20 protein-coding genes are annotated in these 25,025 nt (G+C 69.6%); 9 read left to right on the top strand and 11 right to left on the bottom strand.

Going from position 1 to position 25,025, the window contains the following annotated elements; all coding sequences use genetic code 11:
- Positions 1-54 precede the first annotated feature (54 nt).
- The 3 genes from ACG00X_RS12565 to pyrF are packed head-to-tail and all read right to left on the bottom strand — an operon-like array spanning position 55 to position 4,920.
- On the bottom strand, positions 55-768 hold the full coding sequence (locus tag ACG00X_RS12565) for a queuosine precursor transporter (protein WP_394488524.1): 714 nt from the start codon (positions 766-768) through the stop codon (positions 55-57).
- 31 nt (positions 769-799) lie between these two features.
- Positions 800-4,114, bottom strand: a complete 3,315-nt coding sequence (locus ACG00X_RS12560) for a PAS domain S-box protein (protein ID WP_394488523.1) — start codon at positions 4,112-4,114, stop codon at positions 800-802.
- 2 nt (positions 4,115-4,116) lie between these two features.
- A complete protein-coding gene (gene pyrF / locus ACG00X_RS12555) occupies positions 4,117-4,920 on the bottom strand; it encodes an orotidine-5'-phosphate decarboxylase (protein ID WP_394488522.1) in 804 nt (267 codons plus the stop codon).
- A 392-nt stretch (positions 4,921-5,312) separates the two neighbouring features.
- On the opposite strand from pyrF, the gene ACG00X_RS12550 reads away from it, so the two are divergent.
- Positions 5,313-5,822, top strand: a complete 510-nt coding sequence (locus ACG00X_RS12550) for a GNAT family N-acetyltransferase (protein ID WP_394488521.1) — start codon at positions 5,313-5,315, stop codon at positions 5,820-5,822.
- Positions 5,823-5,869: 47 nt separating this feature from the next.
- Here the strand turns inward: ACG00X_RS12550 and purB are convergent, their stop codons facing one another.
- Positions 5,870-7,246 carry an adenylosuccinate lyase gene (gene purB, locus ACG00X_RS12545; RefSeq protein ID WP_394488520.1) on the bottom strand — a complete coding sequence of 459 codons (1,377 nt, stop codon included), beginning with the start codon at positions 7,244-7,246 and terminating at the stop codon, positions 5,870-5,872.
- A 410-nt stretch (positions 7,247-7,656) separates the two neighbouring features.
- Between purB and ACG00X_RS12540 the strand changes: the two genes are divergently transcribed.
- Positions 7,657-8,283 carry a glutathione S-transferase family protein gene (locus ACG00X_RS12540; protein ID WP_394488519.1) on the top strand — a complete coding sequence of 209 codons (627 nt, stop codon included), beginning with the start codon at positions 7,657-7,659 and terminating at the stop codon, positions 8,281-8,283.
- Positions 8,284-8,330: 47 nt separating this feature from the next.
- Here ACG00X_RS12540 and ACG00X_RS12535 read toward each other — a convergent pair whose 3' ends face one another.
- Both ACG00X_RS12535 and ACG00X_RS12530 read right to left on the bottom strand, forming a co-directional pair.
- The gene (locus ACG00X_RS12535) at positions 8,331-8,918 is read right to left on the bottom strand and encodes a response regulator (RefSeq protein ID WP_394488518.1); all 588 of its coding nucleotides are present in this window, start codon (positions 8,916-8,918) and stop codon (positions 8,331-8,333) included.
- A 137-nt stretch (positions 8,919-9,055) separates the two neighbouring features.
- Entirely contained in the window at positions 9,056-10,726 is a 1,671-nt protein-coding gene (locus tag ACG00X_RS12530) for an FMN-binding glutamate synthase family protein (protein ID WP_394488517.1), read from the bottom strand.
- Between the two features lie 85 nt (positions 10,727-10,811).
- Between ACG00X_RS12530 and sppA the strand changes: the two genes are divergently transcribed.
- Complete coding sequence (gene sppA, locus ACG00X_RS12525; RefSeq protein WP_394488516.1) at positions 10,812-12,692, top strand: signal peptide peptidase SppA; 1,881 nt, start codon at positions 10,812-10,814, stop codon at positions 12,690-12,692.
- Between the two features lie 457 nt (positions 12,693-13,149).
- On the opposite strand, the gene ACG00X_RS12520 is transcribed toward sppA, so the two are convergent.
- On the bottom strand, positions 13,150-13,776 hold the full coding sequence (locus tag ACG00X_RS12520) for a glutathione S-transferase family protein (RefSeq protein ID WP_394488515.1): 627 nt from the start codon (positions 13,774-13,776) through the stop codon (positions 13,150-13,152).
- Between the two features lie 125 nt (positions 13,777-13,901).
- Between ACG00X_RS12520 and ACG00X_RS12515 the strand changes: the two genes are divergently transcribed.
- Positions 13,902-14,534, top strand: coding sequence for a DUF6515 family protein (locus tag ACG00X_RS12515; RefSeq protein ID WP_394488514.1), 633 nt, complete (start codon positions 13,902-13,904; stop codon positions 14,532-14,534).
- Between the two features lie 4 nt (positions 14,535-14,538).
- On the opposite strand, the gene ACG00X_RS12510 is transcribed toward ACG00X_RS12515, so the two are convergent.
- Both ACG00X_RS12510 and ACG00X_RS12505 read right to left on the bottom strand, forming a co-directional pair.
- A complete protein-coding gene (locus ACG00X_RS12510; RefSeq protein WP_394488513.1) occupies positions 14,539-16,785 on the bottom strand; it encodes a WD40 repeat domain-containing protein in 2,247 nt (748 codons plus the stop codon).
- A complete protein-coding gene (locus ACG00X_RS12505; protein WP_394488512.1) occupies positions 16,773-17,753 on the bottom strand; it encodes an XdhC family protein in 981 nt (326 codons plus the stop codon). Before ACG00X_RS12505 ends, ACG00X_RS12510 begins: the two co-directional genes overlap by 13 nt.
- Positions 17,754-18,026: 273 nt before the next feature.
- Between ACG00X_RS12505 and ACG00X_RS12500 the strand changes: the two genes are divergently transcribed.
- The 4 genes from ACG00X_RS12500 to ACG00X_RS12485 all read left to right on the top strand — a co-directional run bounded on the left by ACG00X_RS12500 (position 18,027) and on the right by ACG00X_RS12485 (position 22,878).
- A complete protein-coding gene (locus ACG00X_RS12500) occupies positions 18,027-18,347 on the top strand; it encodes a BON domain-containing protein (RefSeq protein WP_394488511.1) in 321 nt (106 codons plus the stop codon).
- 197 nt (positions 18,348-18,544) lie between these two features.
- On the top strand, positions 18,545-19,627 hold the full coding sequence (locus tag ACG00X_RS12495) for an acyltransferase family protein (protein WP_394488510.1): 1,083 nt from the start codon (positions 18,545-18,547) through the stop codon (positions 19,625-19,627).
- 89 nt (positions 19,628-19,716) lie between these two features.
- Positions 19,717-22,515 carry an ATP-binding protein gene (locus tag ACG00X_RS12490; RefSeq protein ID WP_394488509.1) on the top strand — a complete coding sequence of 933 codons (2,799 nt, stop codon included), beginning with the start codon at positions 19,717-19,719 and terminating at the stop codon, positions 22,513-22,515.
- Between the two features lie 3 nt (positions 22,516-22,518).
- Entirely contained in the window at positions 22,519-22,878 is a 360-nt protein-coding gene (locus ACG00X_RS12485) for a cupin domain-containing protein (protein ID WP_394488508.1), read from the top strand.
- A gap of 75 nt (positions 22,879-22,953) precedes the next feature.
- On the opposite strand, the gene ACG00X_RS12480 is transcribed toward ACG00X_RS12485, so the two are convergent.
- Positions 22,954-23,646, bottom strand: coding sequence for a helix-turn-helix transcriptional regulator (locus ACG00X_RS12480; protein WP_394488507.1), 693 nt, complete (start codon positions 23,644-23,646; stop codon positions 22,954-22,956).
- 230 nt (positions 23,647-23,876) lie between these two features.
- On the opposite strand from ACG00X_RS12480, the gene ACG00X_RS12475 reads away from it, so the two are divergent.
- Positions 23,877-24,563 carry a substrate-binding periplasmic protein gene (locus ACG00X_RS12475; protein ID WP_394488506.1) on the top strand — a complete coding sequence of 229 codons (687 nt, stop codon included), beginning with the start codon at positions 23,877-23,879 and terminating at the stop codon, positions 24,561-24,563.
- A 23-nt stretch (positions 24,564-24,586) separates the two neighbouring features.
- On the opposite strand, the gene ACG00X_RS12470 is transcribed toward ACG00X_RS12475, so the two are convergent.
- Positions 24,587-24,982, bottom strand: a complete 396-nt coding sequence (locus ACG00X_RS12470) for a VOC family protein (protein WP_394488505.1) — start codon at positions 24,980-24,982, stop codon at positions 24,587-24,589.
- Positions 24,983-25,025: the final 43 nt, after the last annotated feature.

The raw sequence follows: 25,025 nt of genomic DNA, 5'->3' as shown, positions 1-25,025 counted from the left end.
CGAGCCAGCGAAGGCCGTTTGCCTTTCAGACGATAGCCCCCCCGCCATGCGGTCCTACACCTTCATCGAGAAGGGATTGAAGTTCGTGCCGCGGTCGTAGAAGTCGACGCCCTCGGCGCGCTTCAGGAAGGCGACGACGCGTGCGGTGAAGGGATACATGACCGCCTCCCAGATCGTCTTGAACAGGTACTGCGCGACGATGACGGCGAACAGTTGGTCGTTGGGCCAGATGCCGTAGAAGGCGATGAGGAAGAACACCCCGGTGTCGACAAGTTGCCCCACGACCGTAGAGCCGACGATGCGCGCCCACAGGTACTTGCCCTGGGTCGCAATCTTCATCTTCGCCAAGACCAAGCTGTTCGCGAAGCTGCCGCAGGCAAACGCAATCATCGAGCCGGCCACGATGCGCCAGGTGTTGCCGAACACCGCTTCGAGCTGCGGCTGGTAGACGGCCATGAAGTCGTTCTGCGCCGGCGGCAAGTGCACGACCACGAAGGCCATGAACGCCGAGAACAGCAGCGCGCCAAAGCCCGCCCACACAACGCGGCGGTCGCGCCCATAGCCGTAGACCTCGGTCAGGATGTCGCCAAAGATGTAGCTGATCGGGAAGAAAAACAGGTCCGCCCCGAACGTGACGGTGCCGATGACCGGCAACGTCAGCTGCGCCGCCTTGGCTGCGCCGATGAGGTTGGAGCACAGCAGCACACAGACGAAGGCCGCCATGATCAGGTCGTAGTAGCGGAACTGTCGCGGCGCTTGGGCGTTCATGGGGTTCCTCCAGGTGCTGGAGGCGGCATTGTCAACGCTGGCTCGTGAGGCGCAGCAGCGTCTGATGCAGCTTGGGCGGGTCGATGGGCTTGGTCAGGAAGTCGTTCATGCCGGCGGCGAAGGCGTCGTCGCGCTCGGACACCAGCGCCGCCGCCGTCAGCGCGACGATGGGCAGTTCATCGGCGCTGAAGCGCGTGCGCAGTTCGCGCGTCGCATCATTGCCGCCCATCACCGGCATCTGCATGTCCATCAGCACGATATCGAATGGATGGCCGGCCTGTGCGGCGGCGAGCGCGGCGCTGACGGCCTGCCGCCCGTCGCCGGCCTGCGACACGGTCATGCCCCACTGCTCCAACTGGGCAACCGCGATGAGCATGTTGACCGGGTGGTCTTCCGCGATGAGCACGCGGCGCCCCTGCAGGCTGGTCGCCATGGCACCGTCGGCGCGAGCCTCGCGGGGCTGGCCGGGGGCGGGCGTCGGCGCTGGCGCACCGGCGAGCGGCAGTTCGGCCCAGAAGGTCGAGCCCTGCCCCTCCACGCTGCGCACGCCCACCTGCCCCCCCATCAACGTCGCCAGTTCGCGGCAGATGGACAGCCCCAGTCCGGTGCCGCCGAAGCGCCGTGTGGTCGATTCGTCAGCCTGCGTGAACGGCTGGAACAGGCGCTGCTGCTGCCCGGGTGCGATGCCCGAGCCGGTGTCGGTGACTTCGATGCGCACCCACTCGCCCGCGATGCCCCGGCTGTTGCGGCTCAAGCTTCTGACGCGGACGGCGATGCTGCCATGCCCCGTGAACTTCAGCGCGTTGGTCAGGTAGTTGGAAAGGATCTGACGCGTGCGCAGTGGATCGCCGAAGACCCAACTCGGCAGCGCCGGATCGATCTCGACGGTGAAGGTGAGACCGCGCGCCTGGGCGAGAGTCAGATAGGCCAGACGCATGGATGCCAGCAGCTCGCGCAGCGAGAAGGGCTGCGTCTCGAGCGACAGCCGGCCGGCCTCGATCTTGGAGAAGTCGAGGATGTCGGAGATCAGGCCAGACAGGCTCTCGGCGCTCTCCATCATCTGGTTGAGGTAGTCGCGGCGCTGTGCCTCGGAGATGTCGGGCTGCTGCGCCAGCCGCCCCAGGCCCAGCAGTCCGTTGAGCGGCGTGCGGATTTCGTGGCTGGTGTTGGCGAGGAAGGCGCTCTTGGCCCGGCTGGCCGCCTGCGCCTCGTCCTTGGCATGGGCGAGCTGGTCTTCCACGCGTCGACGCTCGGTGATGTCTTCGACGATCCAGATCGTGCCGCCTCGGCTCGGGTGGGCGGGGTCGACGGCCTGCGCCAACAGACGCGCCAGGAAGGTGGAGCCGTCACGGCGGCGCATGGTTCGCTCCGTCTCGGCCTGCTGGCCCGCAGCCAGTCTGGCGCTCAGCGCCTGGTCGACGGCCTCCCATTCGTCCACCGTGGGCCACACCACGCTGCCATGCTGGCCGATGAGCGCGCCGCGCGGCCAGCCGAACATGGCCTCCACGCGGGGGTTGGCGAGCACGAACTTGTGCTCACGCGTCAGTGCGATGCCGATGGACGCGTTCTCCAGGATGGCACCGTGCACGAGCCGCGTGCGCTCGCTCTCGGACACGTCGCGCGCATACAGCACGCGGTAGCGCTTCCCGTCCATCTCGAAGGGCGCCACGGAGACCAGCATGGACACCACGCTGCCGTTGCGGCGGCGCAGGCTGACGGCCAGGTTGCTCGCAATGCCGCTGCGCTGTATGGCGTCGCTCACGGCCGCGCGGTCGGCCTCACGGCTCCACAGGCCGATCTCCTCGGCCGTGCGGCCCAGCACCTCCGCGCTGGACCAGCCGGTCAGCGCCTCGAACGCCTTGTTGACCATCGCGTAGCGGCCGCTCTCCGCCTCGGCCAGCGTGATCACATCGGGGCTCGTGGCCACGAGGTGCGACAGCAGACCCTCACTGCGGCGCAGCGCCTCTTGGGCGCGCCCCTGCTCGGTCTGGTCGGTGAAGAAGGTCAGCGTCGCGGGCCCGGACGTCGTCTCGACGCGCACGCTGGTGGCCTGTACGAGCCGGCGGTGGCGCGACAACGTGCGCAGCCGGTACTCGGTCATCGGCTGAGTCGCGCCGGGTGCGAGGCTTTCCAGGCGCGCAGCCTGCTGGCGCGCCGTCTCTTCGTCGCCCGCCTCGTAATGGCTGAAGAGGTCCTGGCCGATCATGCTGGCGCGCTGCGCATAACCGAACATGTCCATGGCTGCCGGGTTGGCGTCGACGATCCGCCCCCAGCGGTGCAGCACCAGCGGGCTGGGCGAGCGGCGAAACAGCTCGCGGTAACGCGTCTCGGTGGCATGGACCGTCTGCTCGGCCGTCACCTCCTGCGTCACGTCGCGCCCCACCCCCCAATAGCCGCGGAAGTTGCCCTGCGCATCGAAGCGCGGCTCGCCGCTGATCGAGACCCAGCGCGTAGCACCGTCCAGGCTGCGACGGCGCGTCACCATGCCCTGGAAGGGGCGGTGCGATTCCAGGTCGGCGCGGTGCGCTTGGAGCTCTTCCTCGGTCAGCCCCATGCCATCCAGTTCCCACGGCGTCTTGCCCAGGCGCGCGGTCAGGTCTGCACCCGCACTGCCGGCCCGCTCGACGGCCACATGCGTGAACCGGAATTGCCGGTCCATCTCCCAATACCAGTGCACCGCCATGCCCAGCAAACCGCGAAAACGCGCCATGCGCTTCTCGGCCTCGGCGAGGGAGTGCTGCACCATCTTCATCAGCGCCAGGCCCACCACGAGCCCCGAGCCAAGCAGGCTGAATTGCACGCAGGTGCGCAGCAACAGGCTGTTCATCGCCATCGGATGGGTGTTCCACCCCAGCGACTCCGCCACCGCCATGGCCGCCAGCCCCACGCTGGTCAACGCCGTCAGCACCATGCCGGCGAGCAGCCCGAGCATGCCGGTGGCAAACGCGACCATGACCCCCGACAACGTGAGGCTCAGTGCCCACAGGCCCAGATCGCGTGACACCGCCACCACCATCGGCAACGCCAGCACGAGCGTCATCAGCAGCATCGCGAATGCGGGGCGCGACTGCCGCTCGGGGCTGTGCCGCACCGTCAACAGTCGAGCGAACGCCAGGGCGGAGATCAGCGCGGACAGCAACGGCGGCAGCCAGCCGTCCCACCACTCGCCCGGCTGGCGCGTGAACCAGAGCAAGACGGCCACCGGCAGGAAGACCGGCCCGCAGGCGAGCAGGAAGACGCGAGCCGCCTGCCAGCGCATGCGCGTGGCCAGCCGGTCAGGCAGGTGCTCTGCCGAAACACCCCGACCGGCGAGGCTGCTGAAGCGGTCGCCCGCGCCGCGCGGCATGTTCAGGCGAGGGCGCGCCGCGTGGCCTCGGCCACGGCCCGGGCGTGCTGGGCGAAATCTGCCTCGCGGCTGGCGTACAGGATGGCCCGGGACGAATTGACCACCAGCGGTGCTACACGGCCGGCCGCCTGCACAACGGCTGCTGCATCGCCACCTTGCGCGCCCACGCCGGGCACCAGCAGCGGCAGCGTGGGCGCCAGCTCCCGCACCCGCGCGATCTCGGCGGGATAGGTGGCGCCCACCACCAGGCCCAACTGGCCGTTGCGGTTCCACTGCGATTCAGCCAGGTGCGCAAGATGCTCGAACAGACGGGGCTGGCCCGGCACGTCGGCCAGGCGCTGCATCTGCCAGTCATCGCCGCCCTTGTTGGACGTGCGGCACAGCAGGATGGCACCCTTGCCCTCATAGGCAAGATAGGGCTCGACCGAATCGAACCCCATGAAGGGCGACAGCGTGACGGCGTCGGCCTGATAACGCACGAAGGCCTCTCGCGCATACTGCTCGGCCGTCGAGCCGATGTCACCGCGCTTGGCGTCGAGGATGACCGGCACATGGGGCGCCACGGCATGGATGTGCGAGATGAGGCGCTCCAGCTGATCTTCGGCACGGTGCGCGGCGAAATAGGCGATCTGCGGCTTGAACGCGCAGACGAGATCGTGCGTGGCGTCCACGATGGCGGCGCAGAAGTCGTAGATGCGGCTGACGTCCCCCGCCCACGCACCGGGCAGCTTGGCGGGTTCCGGGTCGAGCCCGACGCACAGCCGGGAGTGAGGAGTGAGGGCTTGGAGCTGGGAGACGAAGGTCATGGCGTGCAATTGTCAGGGCTGGGCTCTGCCGGCCGCCGACCAGCGCCCGCTCGGATGAGCGGCGATCGAAGAGCGCCGACCGGCAACCCAGCGGCGCTGAAAGGTTCGCTGAGCCGGCCATTTGCGGTGGCCAAGGCCTCCAAGCCCAGCGCCGCGGCCATCCGAATGAAACGCGTCCATGCAGGTCCCTTTGGCGCCGGCAGTCAGGTCACGCACGGAGGACCGACCGCTCTCGAGCCTGCCTCGACCAGGAGGGCGCCCAGCTCCCGCAAGGCTTGGCGAAGCGCGGGATTTTCGTGGGCGGGTAGGGCCGGGCTCATGACAAGTCAGGCAGGGAGTTCGTTCAGGCGCAGGATGCGAACCGCAGGCAGGACCCAGTATTGTCGGACTCCATGATCATCCTGGACACCGAACGCCTGTCATTGCGTGAATTCACACCGCTGGACGCGCCCTTCCTGCTCGAACTGCTCAACGAGCCCGGTTGGCTGCGCAACATCAGCACGCCAGGCGTGCACTGCCGGGACGACGCCCTGGCGTGGGCCGAGGCGCGCCTGTTCAAGGCCTACCGTGAGCTGGGCCATGGGTTCTGGGCCATTGAACGGCATGAGGACGGCGAACTGGTCGGCATGTGCGGATTGTTCAAACGCCCGACGCTGCCCGAGCCCGACCTCGGCTACGCGCTGCTGGCGCGGCATGAGCGCCGCGGCTACGCGCTCGAAGCCGCGCGCGGCTGCGTCGTCCACGCCCGGCAAGTGATGGGCTGGAAGACACTGATGGCCATCACCGCCCTGGACAACCAACCCAGCGTCTCCTTGCTGGGCAAGCTGGGCTTCGTGGAGGAAGGTCAGAAACAGCTCGAGGGCTACAACGAGCCCTCGAGAGTCTTCCGCCTGGCTTTGTAGGCCGGCCCGGGAAGCGCGCAGCGACCGACGCGCTCCCGGGCAGCAGCTCAGATGCGCCGCGCCAGGTCTTGCGCCAGCCCGGTGTAGCTGCCCGGCGTGAGCTTGAGCAGGCGCGCCTTCTCAGCCTTGGGCAGGTCCAGCCCCTCGATGAAGGCACGGATGGACTCCTGGGTGATGGCCTTGCCGCGTGTGAGCTCCTTGAGCTGTTCGTAAGGGTTGGGCAGGCCGAAACGGCGCATGACGGTCTGGATGGGCTCGGCCAGCACTTCCCAGGCGGCATCGAGGTCGTCAGCCAACGCGGCTTCGTTCACTTCCAGCTTGCCCAGGCCCTTGGCCAGGGAGTCATAACCCAGCAGTGCGTAGCCCAGGCCCACGCCCATGTTGCGTAGCACCGTGGAGTCCGTCAGGTCACGCTGCCAGCGGCTCACCGGCAGCTTCTGGCTCAGGTGCGTCAGCACAGCGCTGGCCAGGCCGAAGTTGCCTTCCGCGTTCTCGAAGTCGATGGGGTTGACCTTGTGCGGCATCGTCGAGCTGCCGATCTCGCCCGCCTTGGTCTTCTGCTTGAAGTAGCCCAGCGAGATGTAGCCCCACACGTCGCGCGACCAGTCGATGAGGATGGTGTTGGCGCGCGTGAACGCGTCGAACAGCTCGGCCATGTAGTCGTGCGGTTCGATCTGGATGGTGTACGGGTTGAACGTCAGCTTCAGCTGCTTCTCGATGACCTGCTTGCTGAAGGCTTCCCAGTCGTGCTTGGGCCACGCGGACAGGTGGGCGTTGAAGTTGCCCACGGCGCCGTTCATCTTGGCCAGTGGCTTGACCGCGGCGATGCGGGCACGCGCAGCCTGCAGCCGGGCGACGACGTTGGCGATCTCCTTGCCCACCGTCGTGGGGCTGGCGGTCTGACCGTGCGTGCGGCTCAGCATCGGCGTGCCGGCGAACTGGTGCGCCATGCCGCGCAGCTTCTCGACGATGCCGTCCAGCGCCGGCAGCATGACCTCGTCGCGCGCGGCCTTCAGCATCAGCGCGTGGCTGGTGTTGTTGATGTCTTCGCTGGTGCAGGCGAAGTGCACGAATTCGCCTGCGGCCTGCAGTTCAGGCTGGCCCTCGAAGCTGCGCTTGATCCAGTACTCCACGGCCTTGACGTCGTGGTTGGTGGTGCGCTCGATGGCCTTGATTTCTTCCGCATCGGCCTCGCTGAACTTCTTGACGAGCCGGCGCAGGCGCGAGCGGGCGGCGCTGGAGAGCGGCTTGAACTCTTTGAAGCCGGCGTCGCTCAGCGCAATGAACCACTCCACCTCGACCTGCACGCGGCGGTGCATCAACCCGTACTCGGACAGCAGCGGGCGCAGCGCCGCGACCTTGGCGGCATAACGGCCGTCCAGCGGCGAGAGGGCGCTGATCGGGTTGAAGTCGGTGGTGGTCATGGCGGCGCGGCAAATCGTGGAAAGCCCGCGATTCTAGAAGTCGGCACCAGAACGGCGGTCTCGCAGCCGCTGGCCGCATGCCCACCCTGCCGCGCTACCGACGTGATGAAGCGGTAAGGGCGGCAGCTTCCGGGATGGGGCTGCGCTGACGTTTCGTGAAGCCGATATCAGCGACGAGCACTGCTGCGGGGTCAAACCTCGCTGCGTCGAGACCCGACGTCAGCCCGTACGGCGCGCCTCGATGCGCCATGGCCGGGCGACACTTTGCGGGCGGCGCGCCGGGCTGGCAACCCCCGCGTGGGTGGCTGTTGTCGGCGCCACCCGACAGGCTTTTTTCACCGGCAGCTCACTCGGGGCGGCTCGCTAAAATCGTTTCCACTTGTGACCCGTGCTTGCCCTCTATGACCGCGATGAAGTTGATCGGCTCTCTCACCAGCCCGTATGTGCGCAAGGTGCGCATCGTGATGGCCGAGAAGAAGCTCGACTACCAATTGGTGCTCGAGGACGTCTGGGGCAGCGACGCCATCCTGAAAATGAATCCGCTGGGCAAGGTGCCCTGCCTGGTCATGGAAGGCCAGGACTCCATCACCGGCGCGATGTTCGACTCACGCGTCATCGTGGAGTACGTGGACACGCTGTCGCCCGTGGGCAAACTCATCCCCGAACGCGGCCGTGAGCGCTGCGAAGTGCGCACCTGGGAGGCGCTGGCCGATGGCGTCATGGACGCCGGCATCCTGGCCCGCATGGAGCGAACCTGGCCGCACCGCAGCGACGAACAACGCAGCCCCGCCTGGATCGACCGTCAGATGACCAAGGTCGCGGCCAGCCTCGCCGCCATGAGCCAGGGCCTGGGCGACAAGGCATGGTGCTCGGGCAACCATTTCACGCTGGCCGACATCGCCGTCGGCTGCGCACTGGGCTGGCTGGCGTTCCGTTTCCCCGAGATCGGCTGGCGCGAGGAATATCCGAACCTGGCGCGCCACATGGAGAAGCTGTCTCAGCGCCAAAGCTTCCTGGACACCGTCCCCACCGCCTGAGCTGCCGATCAGCCCACTGCGGTGGACCGTTCAGACAATCGGGGAACTCAAGCCGCCAGCAGTTCGCGCGACCGCACGTGCAGCAGGCGCACCATGCGCCACATGCGGCGCTCCAGTTCGGCGACATCCAATTTCCACAGCGCCACGATCTCGGGCAGCAGCAGGCCTTGCGCCAGCAAGGTCAGCAGATGGCGACCGGACTGGTCGATCTGTCGGCCGGCGGGCGTCGTGTCGAGTGCTGCGGCGGCCTGGCTCGCCGTCACCAGCGGGCTGCGCTCGATGCCGAAGGCCGCCAGCGCCTGGCGCGCCAACCGCGGGCCGAGCACCACGCGGCGCTCGTGCAGACAGAGCAGCGCCTCGACAAGGCCGATGCCGCTGCCGTTATCCAGGTGGTAAGCGTTCGCGCCAGCGCTGAGCGCGGCGAAGAGTTGCAGGTCGTCGGCCGTGGGGGTCAGCAGCATCAGCTGCGGCCGCACCGCCAAACGCCCCAATTCCACGGCAACCCGCATCGCATGGTTGTCCTTCAGCCGCAGATCGCTGGCGACGATGTCCGGCATGAGCGCATCGATCTCGTCCAGTGACTCAGCCAAGCTGTTGCCGCTGCCGACCAGCTCGACATCGTCCGAATGCTGCAATTGGGCGCGGGTCCGCGCCAAGGCGGAGTCACTGAGACGGAGGAGATAGACGGTCGGCATGGCGGAACAAAACGTTGTTACCCATTGTGAGTGCTTTGTTCCAAATATCCCTAGGTCAAAAATGCCAGACCCCGCAATCAGGTGGTATATGAAGATTGGCCGGCGCGCGACATGGCACTTTGCGGCGCGAAGCTGTGCGCGCTGGCCATCGGCCAGTAGGTGCGGAACGTGTTGTGTGACAGATCGCCCCGCAGCACGGCCCCGGGCTCGACAAACGGCAGCAGGCTGGCCAGCAGCTTGACCTCGTGCTTGTCCAGCCGATGCACGATGTGCTGCGCGGTGATTTCCTGCGGGTGACACAGGCCCGCCGCCTCGACCAGTTCCTTCAGCGCTTTCAGCGTGTTCTGGTGGAAGTTGGCGACCCGCTGCGCCTTGTCGGGCACGATGATGGCGCGCTGGCGCTGCGGGTCCTGCGTCGTCACGCCCGTCGGGCAGTGGCCGGTGTGGCAGGCCTGCGCCTGGATGCAGCCCAGCGCAAACATGAAGCCGCGGCCGGAGTTGCACCAGTCCGCGCCCAGCGCCATCAGGCGCACGATGTCGAAGGCCGTCGTGACCTTGCCGGCACAGCCGATCTTGATCTTGTCACGCAGGTTCAGGCCCACCAGCGTGTTGTGCACCAGCAGCAGCCCCTCCTGCAGCGGTGCGCCGACGTAGTTCGTGAACTCCAGCGGCGCAGCGCCAGTGCCGCCCTCGGCACCATCGACGACGATGAAGTCCGGCGTGATGCCGGTCTCCAGCATCGCCTTGGCGAGCGCGAACCATTCCCACGGGTGGCCGATGCACAGCTTGAAGCCGGTGGGCTTGCCGCCCGACAGCGTGCGCAGCCGCTCGATGAACTGCATCATCTCCACCGGCGTGGAGAACGCGCTGTGGCGAGCCGGCGAGATGCAGGCCACACCCTCGGGCACGCCGCGCGCAGCGGCGATCTCGGCGGTGACCTTGGGCCCAGGCAACACGCCACCATGGCCCGGCTTGGCGCCCTGGCTGAGCTTGAGCTCAATCATCCTGACCTGCGGGTCCAGGGCCGCAGCCTGGAATTTCTCGGCGCTGAACGAGCCGTCGTCGTTGCGGCAGCCGAAATAGCCCGAGCCGATCTCCCAGATCAGGTCGCCGCCGTGCACCCGGTGGTGCGCGCTGATGGAGCCCTCGCCCGTGTCGTGGGCGAAGCCGCCCATGCGGGCCCCCTTGTTGAGCGACAGGATGGCGTTGGCGCTCAGCGCACCAAAGCTCATCGCCGAGATGTTGAAGACACTCGCCGAATAGGGCTGCGCGCGGCCTGCACCGATGGTGATGCGGAAGTCGTGGCTGGGCAGATGGGTCGGAACCAGCGAATGGTTGATCCACTCATAACCCCGCGTGCCCACGTCCAGTTGCGTGCCGAAGGGGCGCTGGTCGGGGTCACCCTTGGCGCGCTGGTAGACGATGGAACGCTGCGCGCGCGAGAACGGCGCGGCATCGTTGTCGCCCTCCAGGAAGTACTGGCGGATCTCCGGGCGGATGAACTCCAGCAGGAAGCGCAGATGCCCGATGACCGGGTAGTTACGCAGGATGGAGTGGCGCGTCTGACGCATGTCGTGCAAGCCCAGCAGCGTCAGCGCCAGGAAGAGAATCGCCAGCACGCCATCGGCAAATCCCACATGCCAGCGCGCCGCAAACAGCAGCGCGAGCAGGCCGCACAGCATCCAGCTCGCATAGCGCAGCGGAAAGTGCTCGTTGAGGCGTCTGGTCCAAGCGGGCCAAGCAAGCATGAGGGTGTCTCCCAACCGTGACTTGCAGAGCTTAAGGCCGGCGGCCTACACAATCGGCGGGCATCAACCCTCAAGATCGCTGTCGATGAAGTCCCTGTTTTCCGCAATCGGCTGGTTTTTCTCCAAGGCCTGGTGGCTGCTCGACGGCACACGTCGAGCCTTGACCAACCTCTTCGTGCTGCTGTTGATCGTCATCGTCGTGACGGCGCTGCTGACCCGCGGCCCCAAGCCGCTGCAGGACAAGACCACGCTGGTCGTCAAGCTCGAGGGCAACCTCGTCGAGCAGTTCTCGGGCAGCACCCGCGACCAGCTGATGGCACAAGCCCAGGGCCGCAGCCTGGCGCACCAGACGCGGCTGCGCGACGTGCTGGCCGTGCTGGACCACGCCGCGCGCGACGACAAGATCAGCGCCGTGCTGCTGGACGTCGACGACCTCGGCAGCGCCGGCATGGCGGGGCTGCACGAGGTGAGCGCCGGGCTGCAGCGATTCAAGGCATCCGGCAAGCCCGTGTTCGCCTACGGTGACCAGTTCAGCCAGCGCAGCTACTTCCTGGCCGCCCAGGCCAGCGAGGTCTATGTGCACCCGATGGGCATGGTCATGCTCGAAGGCTTCGGCCGTTACCGCACCTACTACAAGGACGCGCTGGACCGCCTGGGCGTCTCGGCCAACGTCATCAAGGTCGGCACGTACAAGAACGCCGTGGAGCCCTACTTCGCCAACGGCCCGAGCCCGGCCACGCTGGAGGCCGAAGGGCTGGTCTACGGTGAGCTGTGGAACGGCTTCACCGGCGCCATCGAAACCGCCCGCAAGCTCGAAGCCGGCAGCATCTCGCGCGACATCGCCGAGCTGCCGCAGCGGCTGGCCGCCGCGCAGGGCAGCGCCGCCCGCCTGGCGCTGCAGGCCAAGCTCGTCGACGGCCTGAAGACGCGCGACGAGATGCGTGAGCTGCTGATCGCCAAGGGTGCGAAGGACGAGGCGGCCAAGAGCTTCCGGCAGGTGTCGCTGGCCGAATACCTGCCGCGCGTGCCCGATGCCGGCGCGCCGAATGCCGTGCAACCTGGCGTGGGCATCGTCGTGGCGGAGGGCGAGATCGTCGACGGTGAAGCCGGCGCCGGCCGCATCGGCGGCGACTCCACGGCCCGCCTGATCCGCAAGGCACGCGAGGACGACGCCATCAAGGCCGTTGTGCTGCGCGTGAACTCACCCGGCGGCAGCGCCTTTGCCTCGGAGATCGTGCGGCGCGAGCTGGAGCTGACGCGCAAGGCCGGCAAGCCGGTGGTCGTCTCCATGGGCGACGTGGCGGCCTCGGGCGGCTACTGGATCTCGATGAGCAGCGACGCCGTCATCGCCGACGCCGGCACCATCACCGGCAGCATCGGCGTGTTCGGCATGCTGCCCACGGCCGACAAGCTCATGGACAAGCTGTCGCTGCACACCGGTGGCGTGACGACCACCTGGCTGGCCGGTGCCTATGACCCGCGCCGCCCGCTGGACCCGCGCTACCAGGCACTGGTGCAAGCCGGCATCGACGACATCTATGGCCGCTTCACCGGCCTGGCCGCGCAAGCGCGCAAGAGCACGCCCGAGAAGATCGACGCCGTGGCCCAGGGCCGCGTGTGGACCGGCTCGCAGGCGCTGGCGCGCGGCCTCATCGACCGCATCGGCAGCTTCGACGACGCCGTGCAGACGGCCGCCCAGCTGGGCAAGCTGACGCTCAAGGACGGCGAGAAACCGCGCGTGGCCTATGTCGAGCGCGACATGAGCCGCCAGGAGCGGCTGCTCGCTTCGCTGACGGGCTCGATGGCGCCGTCCATGGTCGAAGCCTTCGCGCAAGCGACGGGGCTGGACCTGCTACCCGCACCGCTGATCGAAGACCTGTCCACGCTGAAGGAACTGGCCAAGCAGTCGGCGCAGGGGCATTGGGAGAAGGCGGCGGCCGTGCATTGCCTGTGTGCCGCGCCTTGAGATGGGCTTTGGCGGGGTCGGAAAGCGCCTACGGAACGCGCACCTGACGTTCGACGTGCGCAAACCCACACCCCGTCTTGCCGCTCGACGCGAGGCCGCACGCCGCGCTCCTCAAGACAGCCCCGTCTAGCGCCGCCCGGGCGGCGCGGCTGTTCGGGTTTGCGGCGGGCCCCGCGCTGGCGTGCAGCCACGCGTTAAGCGGGATGCCGGCCCGAGCCATGGTGAGCGGCACAAGTGGTGGGCGAGAGCGAAGCGGCTCGCGTCGGGGCGCTTCTCGCTTCAAGCATCGCGAGCGCGTCATCCCGCTCGAGTGCGGATTGTGTTGGCGCCTCTCTTTTGGTGACTTTTCTCTGGCGCGACAGAGAAAAGTTACCCGCCCTCGCGGGGCGGACTCCCGCGGCACGGCAACGGGTCGGGAGGCTCCTGGCAAAAGCAGCCCACCGCATCGCGAGCACATTCAATACACCGGGTCCGGCAGCTTCTCCTTCGCCACCACCCGCTGCGTGGCCGGCCGGTCGAACACCCGCTGCAGATAAGCGCCCAGTGCCGGCCGCGTCTTGGCCGGGTTGGCCTGCATGCGCGTCCAGCGGCACAGCATGAAGGCCAGCGGGTCCACGGCCGTGTATTCGTTGCCGAGGAACCAGGCCCCGCCATGACGGGCCAGTTGAGCGTCCATCTGGTCCAGCATCGGCGCCACCTGGGCCTCCGCGCGGGCCTTGACCTCGGCCGCATCGCTGGCCATGCGGTCCGGGTAGAAGTAGTGGATCAGCATGGCCTGCAGCGTGTTGGTCAGCCAGACCATCCACTTGTAGTACTCGGCCCGCTGCGGCGTGCCGGGCGCAGGCGCGAAGCCGGCGTGGCAGTCGGCCAGATGCATCAGGATGGCGGCGGTCTCGTAGAGCACCAGGTCACCGTCCACCAGCACCGGGATCAGCCCGTTGGGGTTGAGCTTCAGATAGGCGGGCGACTTGTGCTCGTTGTTGGCGCGGTCCACCACGCGCAGCGTGAACGGGATGCCCATCTCCTCCAGCAGGATGTGGGGCGCGAAGCTGGCGTTGCTCGGGAAGTAGTGCAGCTCGATCATGGGCGGGGACGGCCTGGCGACGGGTTGAGGCCGCCGACTTTACGCGGCGGAAAAACCATCGACGTCCACGCGGCGCACGCTGACTGCGTTGCGTTTTCTCCTTCCGGCTTTCCTCCGCGACGATCATGAAGGTTCTTCCCTCCTCCTCCCTCGCCCTGCTGGCACTGTGCGGCGCGCTCGCCGCGCCCGCCGCTCACGCCGACGTGCGCGTACGCGCCAACATCGGCATGGTGTTCGACAACCGCTACCACCACGACCACTACTACCCCGCCCCCGGCTATGTGGCGCCGGTGGTGCCGCAGGGTGCCGTCATCGTGGGCGCCGGGCCGAACCGCTACTGGTTCCACGGCGGCATCTGGTACCAGCCCTACGGGCCGCGCTACCGCGTCGTGCTGCCGCCCGTGGGCGTCGTCATCCCGCTGCTGCCGCCGGCCTATGTGACGTTGACCCTCGGCGGCCTGCCCTACTACTACGCCAACGGCGTGTACTACCGCGCCGTGCCGGAAGGCTATGCCGTCGTCACGCCGCCGCCCGAGGTCCTCAGCACGGCCCAGGTACAGCCGGCGCCACCACCGCCAACTCCCAAGGCCGACCCCATCATCTACCCGCGCAACGGCCAGTCGCCCGAGCAACTGGAGAACGACCGCCGCGACTGCAACCGCTGGGCGACCACCCAGCCCAATGCGCAGGCGGACACCAGCGTGTTCAACCGCGCCGTGGACGCCTGCATGGACGGCCGGGGCTACACGATGAAGTGAGGCGTCAGGGCAGCGCCAGCACCCAGACCTGGCCGCCGGCGCGGCCCACTGCCAGTTGGCGACCGGGCGCATCGAAGGCCAGGGCCGTGACCTCGGCGCCAACGCGTGCCTCGCCTCGCAGCTGGTGGGCGTCGATATCCCAGACCCGCACCAGGCCATCCGGCGACGCGCTAGCGACCAGGCGGCCGTCGTCGCTGATGGCCGCTTTCAACGGCACGGGCACGCCCCGGCCGTCACGGCTGCGCTGGCGCGGCAAGCGGGCGACCACCTCGTTGCGATCGAAATCCCAAACGGCCAGGCGATGGGCGCGGGTGTCCAGCGCCAAGACGCGGTCGACCCGCAGCGGCAGCGGCGCCACGGGCGTGCCCGTGCCCACCTGCTCGCCATCGGCCAGCCGCCACGCGGCATCGAAACCCGGCGTTTCATAGGCCGCAGGGTTGGCAACGTACTGCACATAGCGGCCGCTGGCCGACAGCATGAGACTGTCGAGAGACCAGTCGTCACCCTCTCCTGCGCTGCTCTTTTTGGCCGGGCCGCGAAAGCGCGTGGACGCCAGCGGCGTGCCGGCAAACAGCTCCATGCCGCCGTCGCGATAGCGCACCAGCAGCCGGCCATTGCGCGCCGCGATGCCAGCGACGGCGCTGCGGCCTCGCACAGGCGGCAACCTATGTCCCTCGGCTGTGACCTGTTCAATGTCGCTGCCGGCCACGCGATACAGCCGCCGCGTCGCGTCATCGGCCGCGAGCGCGGCACTGGACGCGTACTCGCTGCTCGCGTCCAGCAGGCGCTGGCCCGAGGTCGCGAGCACCCAATCGTTGTTCGGGCCGAGCACAGCCCAATCCATGCCCAGCCACTGGGCCGGGGCGAACTGATGCTGCATTGCCAGACGCTGCGCCAGTGCCACGCGGCCCGTCGCCAGCTGCCAGACTTGCACACCGGCGGCGTCGCTGCCGGAAGCTTCATACAGCGCCATCAGCCGGCCTGCAGCATCAAAACGCAGTTGCGCCACCGACCCGAGCCGGCCGGCCGCATCGGCGGCAGGAGCAGCCAGCTGCGTCGATGCCAGACGCGCCTTCACCGTCAGCGCAGCCACACCCTCAGGCGTGACGAACTGCTGGCTGCGCCGCGCCGCCTCGCTGGCCGTGCACGTGGCCGCGCCGGGGGGCACGGCCAAAGCCGGGCCGCTGGCCAGCGCTGCCGGTACGACGACACGGTAGAGACGCGCCGGTCGCGGCACCGCTTGCTTGGCGCCAGGCTTGGAAACCAACGCGTCCTCGTCACGCGTCCACGTTGCCAGCAGGGCCAAGACGCTGCGGCCGTCCGCCTGCGGCAGCACGGCCAGCGCCCGCGCCGGCAGGTGCACGGCTGCCACGCGGCGGCTCGCAAGGTCGACGAAGTTCAAGGCCTCGTCGCGACTCTCGGCAACCCAGCGGCCCCACGGGTCCACGGCGACGGTGTCGGCGTAGCCTGTCGGCGCCAGCGCACGCTCCGGCCCGCAACCATCCAGCCGCTGCACCATCAGGTGTTCCGCAGCGCTGTAGGCCCACAACCAACCGCCGCCGCCGATGGCCTGCGCGGCCAACCGCACGCCTTCCGCGCTGGGAGGCGTGCCTTGCCGCTGCCCGATCTCCAGCCCCTGCGGCAGCGCCCACAACGACGTGACGCGGTCGCTGTCGTACTGGCGCTGGCGCCAGTCCTGCACCAGCAGCAGCTGATCGGCCGCCGCGAATGCCAGGGCGACGGGATAGGCCACGCCCTCGGCCGAATGCCCGTTGTAGACCGAGTCCAACACCTGCTGCCGCTGCCCCGTGCCGACGTCAAACACCTGAGCCGTGCCATCCGTGCTGCCGCTGGCCAGGCGTGCATCGTCCGCCGAAAAGGCCAGCACCGTGATGCGGCCGCTGTGGCCGCGCAGTTCTCGCATCGGTTGAGGCGCCTCATGGCGCGACCAGATCTGCAAGCGCCCGTCGTCCTGCCCCACAGCCAGCCAGCGGCCATCGCGGCTCAGCGCCACGGCGGTTGCTCGCTTGAACTCTGGCGCGCCAGGCAGCACTCGGGCGGTCACGGGGTCCCATAGAGTCACGCCGCCGAGCGCGCTGACGTGGGCCGCCACCTGGCCGTCAGCCGACAGCGCCACACTGCCTACGGTCGCCAGCACATCGCCAAGCGGCAGCGGCTGGACACCTTGCGCTCCCGCCAGCCCTGCCCAGCTCAAGGCAAGCGACGAGAGCAGCCGCCTCAGAGCGCGCATCCCGCCTCAACCTTGGCACCCCCGGCGCGATACCGCACGGCCGTCATCTCGGCCAGGATGGAGAGCGCGATCTCCGGCGGCGTGCGGGCACCGATGTCCAGGCCCACGGGGCCGTGCAGGCGGTCCAGCTCGGCGGCGGTCAGGCCGAAATGCTCGGCCAGTCGCGCGCGCCGCTTGGCCTGGTTCACGCGCGAACCGATCGCTCCCACGTAGAACGCGGGGCTCTTGAGCGCTTCCATCAACGCCAGGTCGTCCAGCTTGGGATCGTGCGTCAGCGCCACGACCGCGGTGGCCTCGTCCACCTGGAAGGCGGTGACCACGTCATCGGGCATGTCGCGCGTCAGCACCGCGCCGGGCAGCGCGAAGCCCTCGGCATACTCCTCGCGCGGGTCGCAGACGGTGACGCCGTACCCCAGCGCCTGCGCCATCTGCGCCAGGTAGTCGGTCATCTGGCCGGCGCCGATGACCAGCAGCCGCCACTGCGGGCCATGGTGGCTGACGAGCTTCGTCTCGGTGAGCGTCAGCGCATCGGCGCCCCGGTCGGCAGGCTGCAGCGCCACGGAGCCGGTGGCCAGGTCCAGCGTGCGGCGCACGCGCTCGCCCCGCGTCAGGCGGGCCAGCAAGTCGTCCAGCGCCGACTGCGGGCCGAGCGGCTCCAGCATCAGCTCCAGCGTGCCACCGCAAGGCAGGCCGAAGCGACGCGCCTCCTCGGCGCCGACGCCATAGCGCAGCGCCGTGGGCCGCGTGATGGCCAGGCTGCCCGCGCGCAGCTGCGCCACGAGGTCGTCCTCGATGCAGCCGCCCGACACCGAGCCGGAGATCTGCCCGTCGTCGCGCACCGCCACCAGCGAGCCCACCGGGCGCGGCGCGGAGCCCCAGGTGCGCGTGATCGTGCCCAGCACCACACCCCGCGCTTCGGCCCGCCAACCGGCCGCCACGCGCAGCACCCCAAGATCCAGGTTGTCCATCGGCCCTTCTTGCCTGTTCCAGATTTCGCGAAGGCCGCAGCGTAATCGCCCGGGCCGAAACGCGTGAGGGCGGGGATATCGCCCCCTGGAGGCGCCTGTCGCGCGATGCCGACCCGCCAGAAGCTCGCGGGCTTTTCTCTCGGCAGCACGGGCAAGTCCTTGGCCTACAGGCGGGCGAGGCGGCGTCTGCCGCATGGCGCCAGCCCCAGCGCCCAGAGTCATGGCTCTGCGGCGCGCATCCGGCATCGCCGCCTTCCGCTGAAAGGAACCGCCATGAAGATCTCCCCCATCGCCCCTCTCGCCCTGGCTGCCGTCCTCGCCATGCCGCTGGCCAGCCACGCCGACACCAAGCCCGCTGGCGCCACCAAGGTGTGGGTGAAGGATTCCGTCGTCACGACCAAGATCAAGGCCCAGTTGGCCGCGAGCAAGGTGTCGTCGCTGGCCGTCGTCCACGTCGACACCGATGCCGATGGCTTCGTGCAGCTGACGGGCAAGGTCGCCACGCCGGCCGAGAAGGACCGTGCGGAGAGCATCGCCAAGGCCGTTGACGGGGTGAAGTCCGTCGACAACCGGCTGACCGTGACGAGCAAGTGACGGGTTTCAGGAACCCCCCCCTGAAACACAAGGGTTTCCCCTCACACAGACCGGTACAATTCAACGCGTCCGAAGCCACGGGCCTGCACTGCAGGCCCGTTCTTTTTGTCAACGACCCTGTCATCCCCCGCTTCGCCGGCCGCCCTCCTCTGCCAGGGCCCTGGTGCCGGCATTCGGGCGGCCAAGCGGGGCAGACCATGTCCACGTCCACCCGCCGACTGCCCCACATCGACGCCTTGAAGGCCGTGGCCGCCCAGATCATCGTGCTGCACCATCTGGTCAGCTACGGCCCGATCTCGCGTGCCGCCCATGCCGCGCTGCCCTTCCTGGCTGAACTCTCCCACCAATACGGCCGCATGGCCGTGCAGATCTTCCTGGTCGTCGGGGGTTATCTCAGCGCACGCGGCCTGTCGCCGCGCGGCCAGGCGCTGCAGGCCGGCGTGCCGGAACTGCTGTGGCGGCGCTACCTGCGCCTGACGCTGCCCTTCCTGGCGGCGCTGCTGCTGACGCTGGGGGCTTGCCGGCTCATCGCATCTTCCTGGCCCGAGATGGTGCCGACCGACATCGGCGCCGGCCAGTTGCTGGCGCATGCGCTGCTGCTGCATGACGTGCTGGGCTACGAGGCGCTGACCGTCGGCGCCTGGTACGTGGCCATCGACCTGCAGCTCTTCGCGCTGCTGGTGGGCCTGCTGTGGCTGGCGCGGCGCGGCTGGCGCCACCCGAGCCGCCTCGTCGTCGGGCCGCTGCTGGTAGGGGCGCTGGCGCTGGCATCGGCCTTCGTCTTCAACCGCGACGCCACGCTGGATGCCTACGCGCCGTACTTCTTCGCGTCGTACGGGCTGGGCGCGCTGGTGCACTGGCTGGGCCTGTGGCGCTACCGCCGGGCGGGCCTGGTGCTGCTGCTGGCGGGCTTCGGTGCGGCGCTGTGGCTGGACTGGCGCGACCGCCTTGCGCTGGCGCTTGGCACCGCGCTGTGGCTGTCGTGGGCCGAGGCGCGCCACCGCGCCGGCCGCCCGCTGCTGCCGGCTCGCTGGAGCGGCGTGCTGGCCGCCTGGTCCACACCGTCCTACGCGCTGTTCCTGCTGCACTTCCCGGTGCTGCTGCTGACCAACGCGCTGCTGTCGCAATGGGAAGGCGCCACGCCGGCCCAGGGCATGCTGCTGTTCGTGGCCACCTGGGCGCTGGCGAACTGGCTGGCCCGCCCCTTCCACCGCTGGGTGGAGGCGCCCGCCGCCCGCCTCGACCCGCTGGCCTGGCTGCCGCGGCTGCGCGCCGCCTGAGGCCGGCGGCCGCTTTCACATGCTGATCGCCGCGCCGCCAGGCCGTTGCGTGCCGCAGGCCCGCTGAGATCGCCGGCCCGGCCCCGTCCGTGAGCACACCGACCCCAACGATGGCGCTGGCGCCAATACAGCACCGCGAAACCCATGAGGCGCTGCAGCGGATGGCGGCGCGCACGCTGACCTGGATCATCCTGGTCGTCGGCCTGATCGCCGCGCTGGTCGGCGTGGGTGAAATGCTGCTCGGCAGCCGTGCGCTGTGGGGCAGCCAACGACTGTCGGTGGGCGCCGCGCTGTTGCTGGTGGGTGGCATCGCGATGCGGCTGAACCGCGCCGCGATGCCGCGGCTGGCCACCAGCGTGGTGCTCGGTGGCACCTTGCTCAGCCTGGTGCTGCACGCCGCCCACACGGGGCTGGGTGTCCACACGGTCGTCCTCGGCGCCGGGGCGCTCATCATTGCGCTCGCCGGGGGCGTGGCGGGCAACACGGCCGCTCTGGTGCTGGCCGCCGCCTATCTCGCGGCGGTCGGCGTGCTCGCAACGCTGGAGATCGAAGGCCTGCTGCCCGGCATCCGCGGCGTGCTGACGCCCAACCTCGCGGATCGACTCGTCGCCCATGCGCTGATCGCCGTGAGCGGCCTGGCCTCGGCGCTGCTGCTCAACCGCGTGCTGGGCGCCGCGCTCGCGCGCTCCATCAACGAAGAGGCCCGGCTGGCCCGCCTGGTGCAGGCCTCGCACAACTGGGCCTGGGAGGCGAACTCCCAGTTCCACATCACCTGGCTGTCCGAGGAGTTCGAGGCGCTGTCCAGCCACAAGCGGGAGGACTTCCTGCGCATGGGCGAGCCCGACGCCGCCGCCATCGTGCGCGACACCGACTATCTCGCGCTGCTGGAAGACGTGCGCGCCCGCCGCGCCTACCGCGACCGCATCAACGGATTCCGCACCCCGGATGGCCGGCTGCTGTGGACGCTGAGCTCGGGCGAACCCGTCCACGACGCCACCGGCCGGCACACCGGCTGGCGCGGCGTCAGCCACAACATCACGGGCGAGCGGCTGACGCTGCAGCAGCACGAACGCACCGCCAGCATGCTGGACCGCCTGCTGCGGGCCAGCCCCGACGCCATCTGCGTGGCCGATGTGGCCGACGGGCGCATCCGCTTCGTCAACTCCGGTTTCTGCTCGCTGGTGGACCGCCATCGCGACGAGCTCATCGGCCGCTCCGCCCGCGAGCTGGGCCTGTGGCCCGACGACCGCGAGCGGCGCCGGCTCGGCGCCGCGCTCGCCGGCACCGGCATCACCCGAGACTTCCGCTCGGCCATCCTCGTGCAGGGCGCCTGGCGTGACGTGCTGATCTCGGCCGCCGCGCTCGACTGGGACGGCGAGCCCGCGACCATGCTGATCACGCGCGACATCACCGACCGGGAGCGCGCCCGCATCGAGGCCGACGCCATCCTCGACCACGCCAGCGTCGGCATCGCGCTGACGCGCGGCACGCGTGTGGAGCGGGTCAACCGGCACTGGCAGCAGATCTTCGGCACCCGCACGCCGGAGCTGCCCGAGGCGCAGCTCACCAACGGCCAGACCCGGTCGTTCGAGCTGGACTTCGCACGCGCCGACGACCTCGTGCTCACCGTGAAGCTCGACGCGCGCGGCCTGCCCCCGCTGTCGGGCCGCGCCACCACCGAGGCGGCCCACGCCGTCCTGTGGGTGGCGGAAGACATCACCGAACACCGCCGCCAGCAGCGCGAACTGCAGGCCGCCAAGCAACAGGCCGAGGCGGCCAGCCACGCCAAGAGCGCCTTCCTCGCCACCATGAGCCACGAGATCCGCACGCCACTCAACGGCGTGCTGGGCCTGGCGCGGCTGCTGCAGGGCGGCGGTGACGCACAGCAGCGCGACAAATACCTCGCCCACCTCGTGACCGCCGCCGAGTCGCTCAACGAGATCGTCTCCAACGTGCTGGACCTGTCCAAGATCGAGGCCGGCCACCTGGAGCTCGAGAAGATCGAGTTCGACCTGCATGCGCTGGCCCAGGCCAGCTTCGAGGGCTGCGCCGCGCTGGGGCGCGAGCGCGGGCTGGACATGCGCATCCACCTCGCGCCCGGCCTGCCGCGCCTCGTCATCGGCGACTCGATGCGCGTGCGCCAGATCCTCGCGAACTTCCTCGTCAATGCGCTCAAGTTCACCGAGCGCGGCCACATCCACCTGAGCATCACGCCGTCGGGCCCCGACCGCATCCGCATGGCCGTGCAGGACAGCGGCATCGGCGTGCCGCGCGAGCTGCAGACGCGCCTGTTCCGCCCGTTCGCGCAGGCCGACGATTCGACGACGCGGCGCTTCGGCGGCACGGGCCTGGGGCTGTCCATCTGCCGCGAACTGGCCGCACGCATGGCCGGCAGCGTCGGCGTGGACAGCGACGGCACCCACGGCTCCACGTTCTGGGCCAACCTGCACCTGCCGCGCTCGCTGACCGTCGACGACACGGCCTCGCGCCGCCGCCCACCGATGCCGCCGCAGCACCCGCTGGCCGGCCAGCGCCTGCTCGTGGCCGAAGACAACCCCGTCAACCGCCTCATCATCGCGGCGCTGCTGGAGCGGCTGGGGGCGAAGGTCGTCGAGGCCGAGGACGGCGAACAGGCCATCCGCATCGCCCGGGCCCAGGCGGACCAGCTCGACGGCGTGCTGATGGACCTGCACATGCCCAAGGTCGACGGCCTGGCCGCCACCGCGCTGCTGCGCGCCGACCCCGCCACGGCCACACTGCCCATCCATGCCTTCACCGCCGCCGTGCTCGACCAGGAGCGCCAGGCCGCGCTGGCCGCCGGCATGAACGGCTTCATCACCAAGCCAGTGGCCGAGGCCGAGGTCATCCGCGTGCTGGGCCGCAGCTGAACCATGTCCCCACCCGCCATCGTCCGCATCGACGCCACCGACTCGCTCCCCGCCACGCAGGACCGCCCACGCCCTGACCGCCTCGTCGCCGGCAACCCGCTGCGCCAGACCTGGCTGCTGCACGAGGCCGGGCCGATGAGCGCCGGCGTGTGGGCATGCGAGGTGGGCCGCTGGCGCATCGTGTTCCCGCCCACGCGGCAGGAGTACTTCCACGTGCTGAGCGGCCGAGTGCGCCTGCACGGCCCGGCCGGCCCGACAGACATCGGCCCCGGCCAGGGCGGCGTCATCCCGCCGGGGTTCGAGGGCGAGTTCGAGGTGATCGAACCCGTGCGCAAGCAGTTCGTGCTGGTGGACATGCCGTAGCCCCTCGCCCGGCCTCGCTCCGGCTGAACGCCGGCAAGCCCGGTCGGTCCAGAGTGGGCGGCGCTCGGCCCCGTTTCAGGCGCGCCCGTCCTGCCGCCCCTCGTGCTGGCGCCGCATATCCGCCAGCGTCTTGCCCGGCTCGTCGCGGAAGCTCTCCAGCGCTTCCAGCGTCTCGATGCGGTCAACGCGGAAGCTGCGGAAGTCGTTGCGCAGCTCGCACCAGGCGGAGAGCGTCCACACCGGCCCCCAGAACAGGCAGGCCAGCGGCCGCACGATGCGCTCGCTCCTCACGCCGCCCAGGTCCAGGTAACCCATCTTGAGCTTGCGCCGGGCCTCGGTGGCCTCGCGCAACGCCGTCAGATGGGCGCTGGTCGCCGGGTCCAGTGCGGGCAGCGGCGCGTACACCGCCAGGCTCTCGGCGGCCGCGCGCGCATCCAGCGGCAGCACCGCGAGGATCTTGGACAGCGCGTTCTCCGCCTGGCGGGCCAGCGCGGCGTCCAGCCGCGACTCCGACAAGCGCACGCTCGCCACCAGCGCCTGCGCCTCCTGCTTGCTGAACATCAGCGGCGGCAGGTCGAAGCCCACGCGCATGCGGTAGCCCACGCCCGCCTCGCCCTCGATCGGCACGCCCTGTGCGGCGAGGGCCGCGATGTCGCGGTAGACGGTGCGCATCGACACCTCCAGCCGCTGCGAGAGGTAGTCGGCCGTCGTGAGGCGGCGGCCGCGAATGAGCTGGACGATCTGGAACAGGCGGTCGGCGCGGCGCATGGTGAGGATTGTGGGGGTGCTGGCAAGCGGCTCGCGAATGCCGGAAGTCTGACGGTGAGGTTCAAGGCCGGCGCGCGCCCGCCCCGGCCTGGGGCTGGGCCCGGCTCGATGATGAAACCCGCGACGGCGCGCAATCGTTGGGTTACAACGCTGACATGCCGCGCCCGTCACCGCTCGATCCCGCACGCCGGCGCTGCCTCGCCGCCGGGGCAGCCTGGTTGGCGGCGCCCGTGAATAGCCAGACCGCCGAAGCGCCGCTCATCGCTGACGTCATCGACATCCCGCCATGGGGCCTGCGCAGCGCCGACGGGCGGCCCGCCGGCGTCTATGCCGACCTGATGCAGATGCTGGCCGAGCGCAGCGGCTGCCCGCTGCAGCTGCGGCTGGTGCCCATCCTGCGCTCCATCGTCGACATCGGGCACAACGTCAGCCACCTGACGATGATGCTGGACCGCAAGGACATGAACGACGCCGGATTGCTGCTGGGCACCGTCACCCAGCTCTCCGTGCAGGTGTGGCTGCCGCTGAGCTCTGCGGTTCGCCGGACCGAGCAGCTGCGGGGGCACACGGTGGCGGTGCTGCGCGGGCCGACGTACCACGAGGGCGTTCAGAACGACGCTGCCATCGCCAAATGGCCGGTGAGCTCGCCACGCCAGCAACTCGAGATGCTGCGCAGCGGCCGGGTGGACGCCGCGCTGGGCGTGGAGCAGAACTTCCTCGTGGCGGCTCGCGCGATGGGCCTGGGGGCAGACAGCTTCGCGCCCCCGCTGCAGCTGGGCGCCCGCGAGGTGCGGCTGTGGCTCGCGCCCGGCCGGGCCGGCCATCGCTGCCACGCACGGCTCGTGCAGGCCCTGCAGTCACTGCGCCAGGACGGCAGCATCGCGCGCCGCATGGCCGACGCCACCGCCGACGACTGAACGCACCGGCTTCGGCGCGTCGCTCAGCCCATGGCCGTGCACAGCTCCACCAGCGTGCCGTCCGGGCAACGCACATAGGCCACTTGCTGGCCCCAGGGCTTGGCCACGGGCGCTGCCAGCGGCGTCGCGCCGGCGGCCACGGCCTTGTCGAAAGCTGCCGGCACGTCGGTCACGGTGAAACCAATCTCCATGCCCAGCGGCCGGGCGCTGGCGTCGGCGGCCACGTAGTCGTGCTGCACGCTGCTGCGCGCCGTGGCGTGGTCGACGAAGGCCAGCGTCGTGCCGCCCGCGCCGGTATCGACCTCGCCATAGGCGCCGCCCTCGGCGAGGAAGCGCGTCGCCAGCCCGAAGGCCTTCTCGAAAAAGGCCAGCGAGGCGGCCACATCGGCCACGTAGACAAGGGTGTAGGCGAATTTCATCGGGGGTCCCGGGTGGAAAAGCCCGCATGCTGCCGCCCCGCCC

This window comes from Pelomonas nitida (assembly GCF_043555975.1).
GTDB classification, from domain to species: Bacteria; Pseudomonadota; Gammaproteobacteria; order Burkholderiales; family Burkholderiaceae_C; genus Pelomonas; species Pelomonas nitida.
Note: the sequence above shows the minus strand (reverse complement) of the source record. Positions and strands in the feature narration are given on the sequence as shown.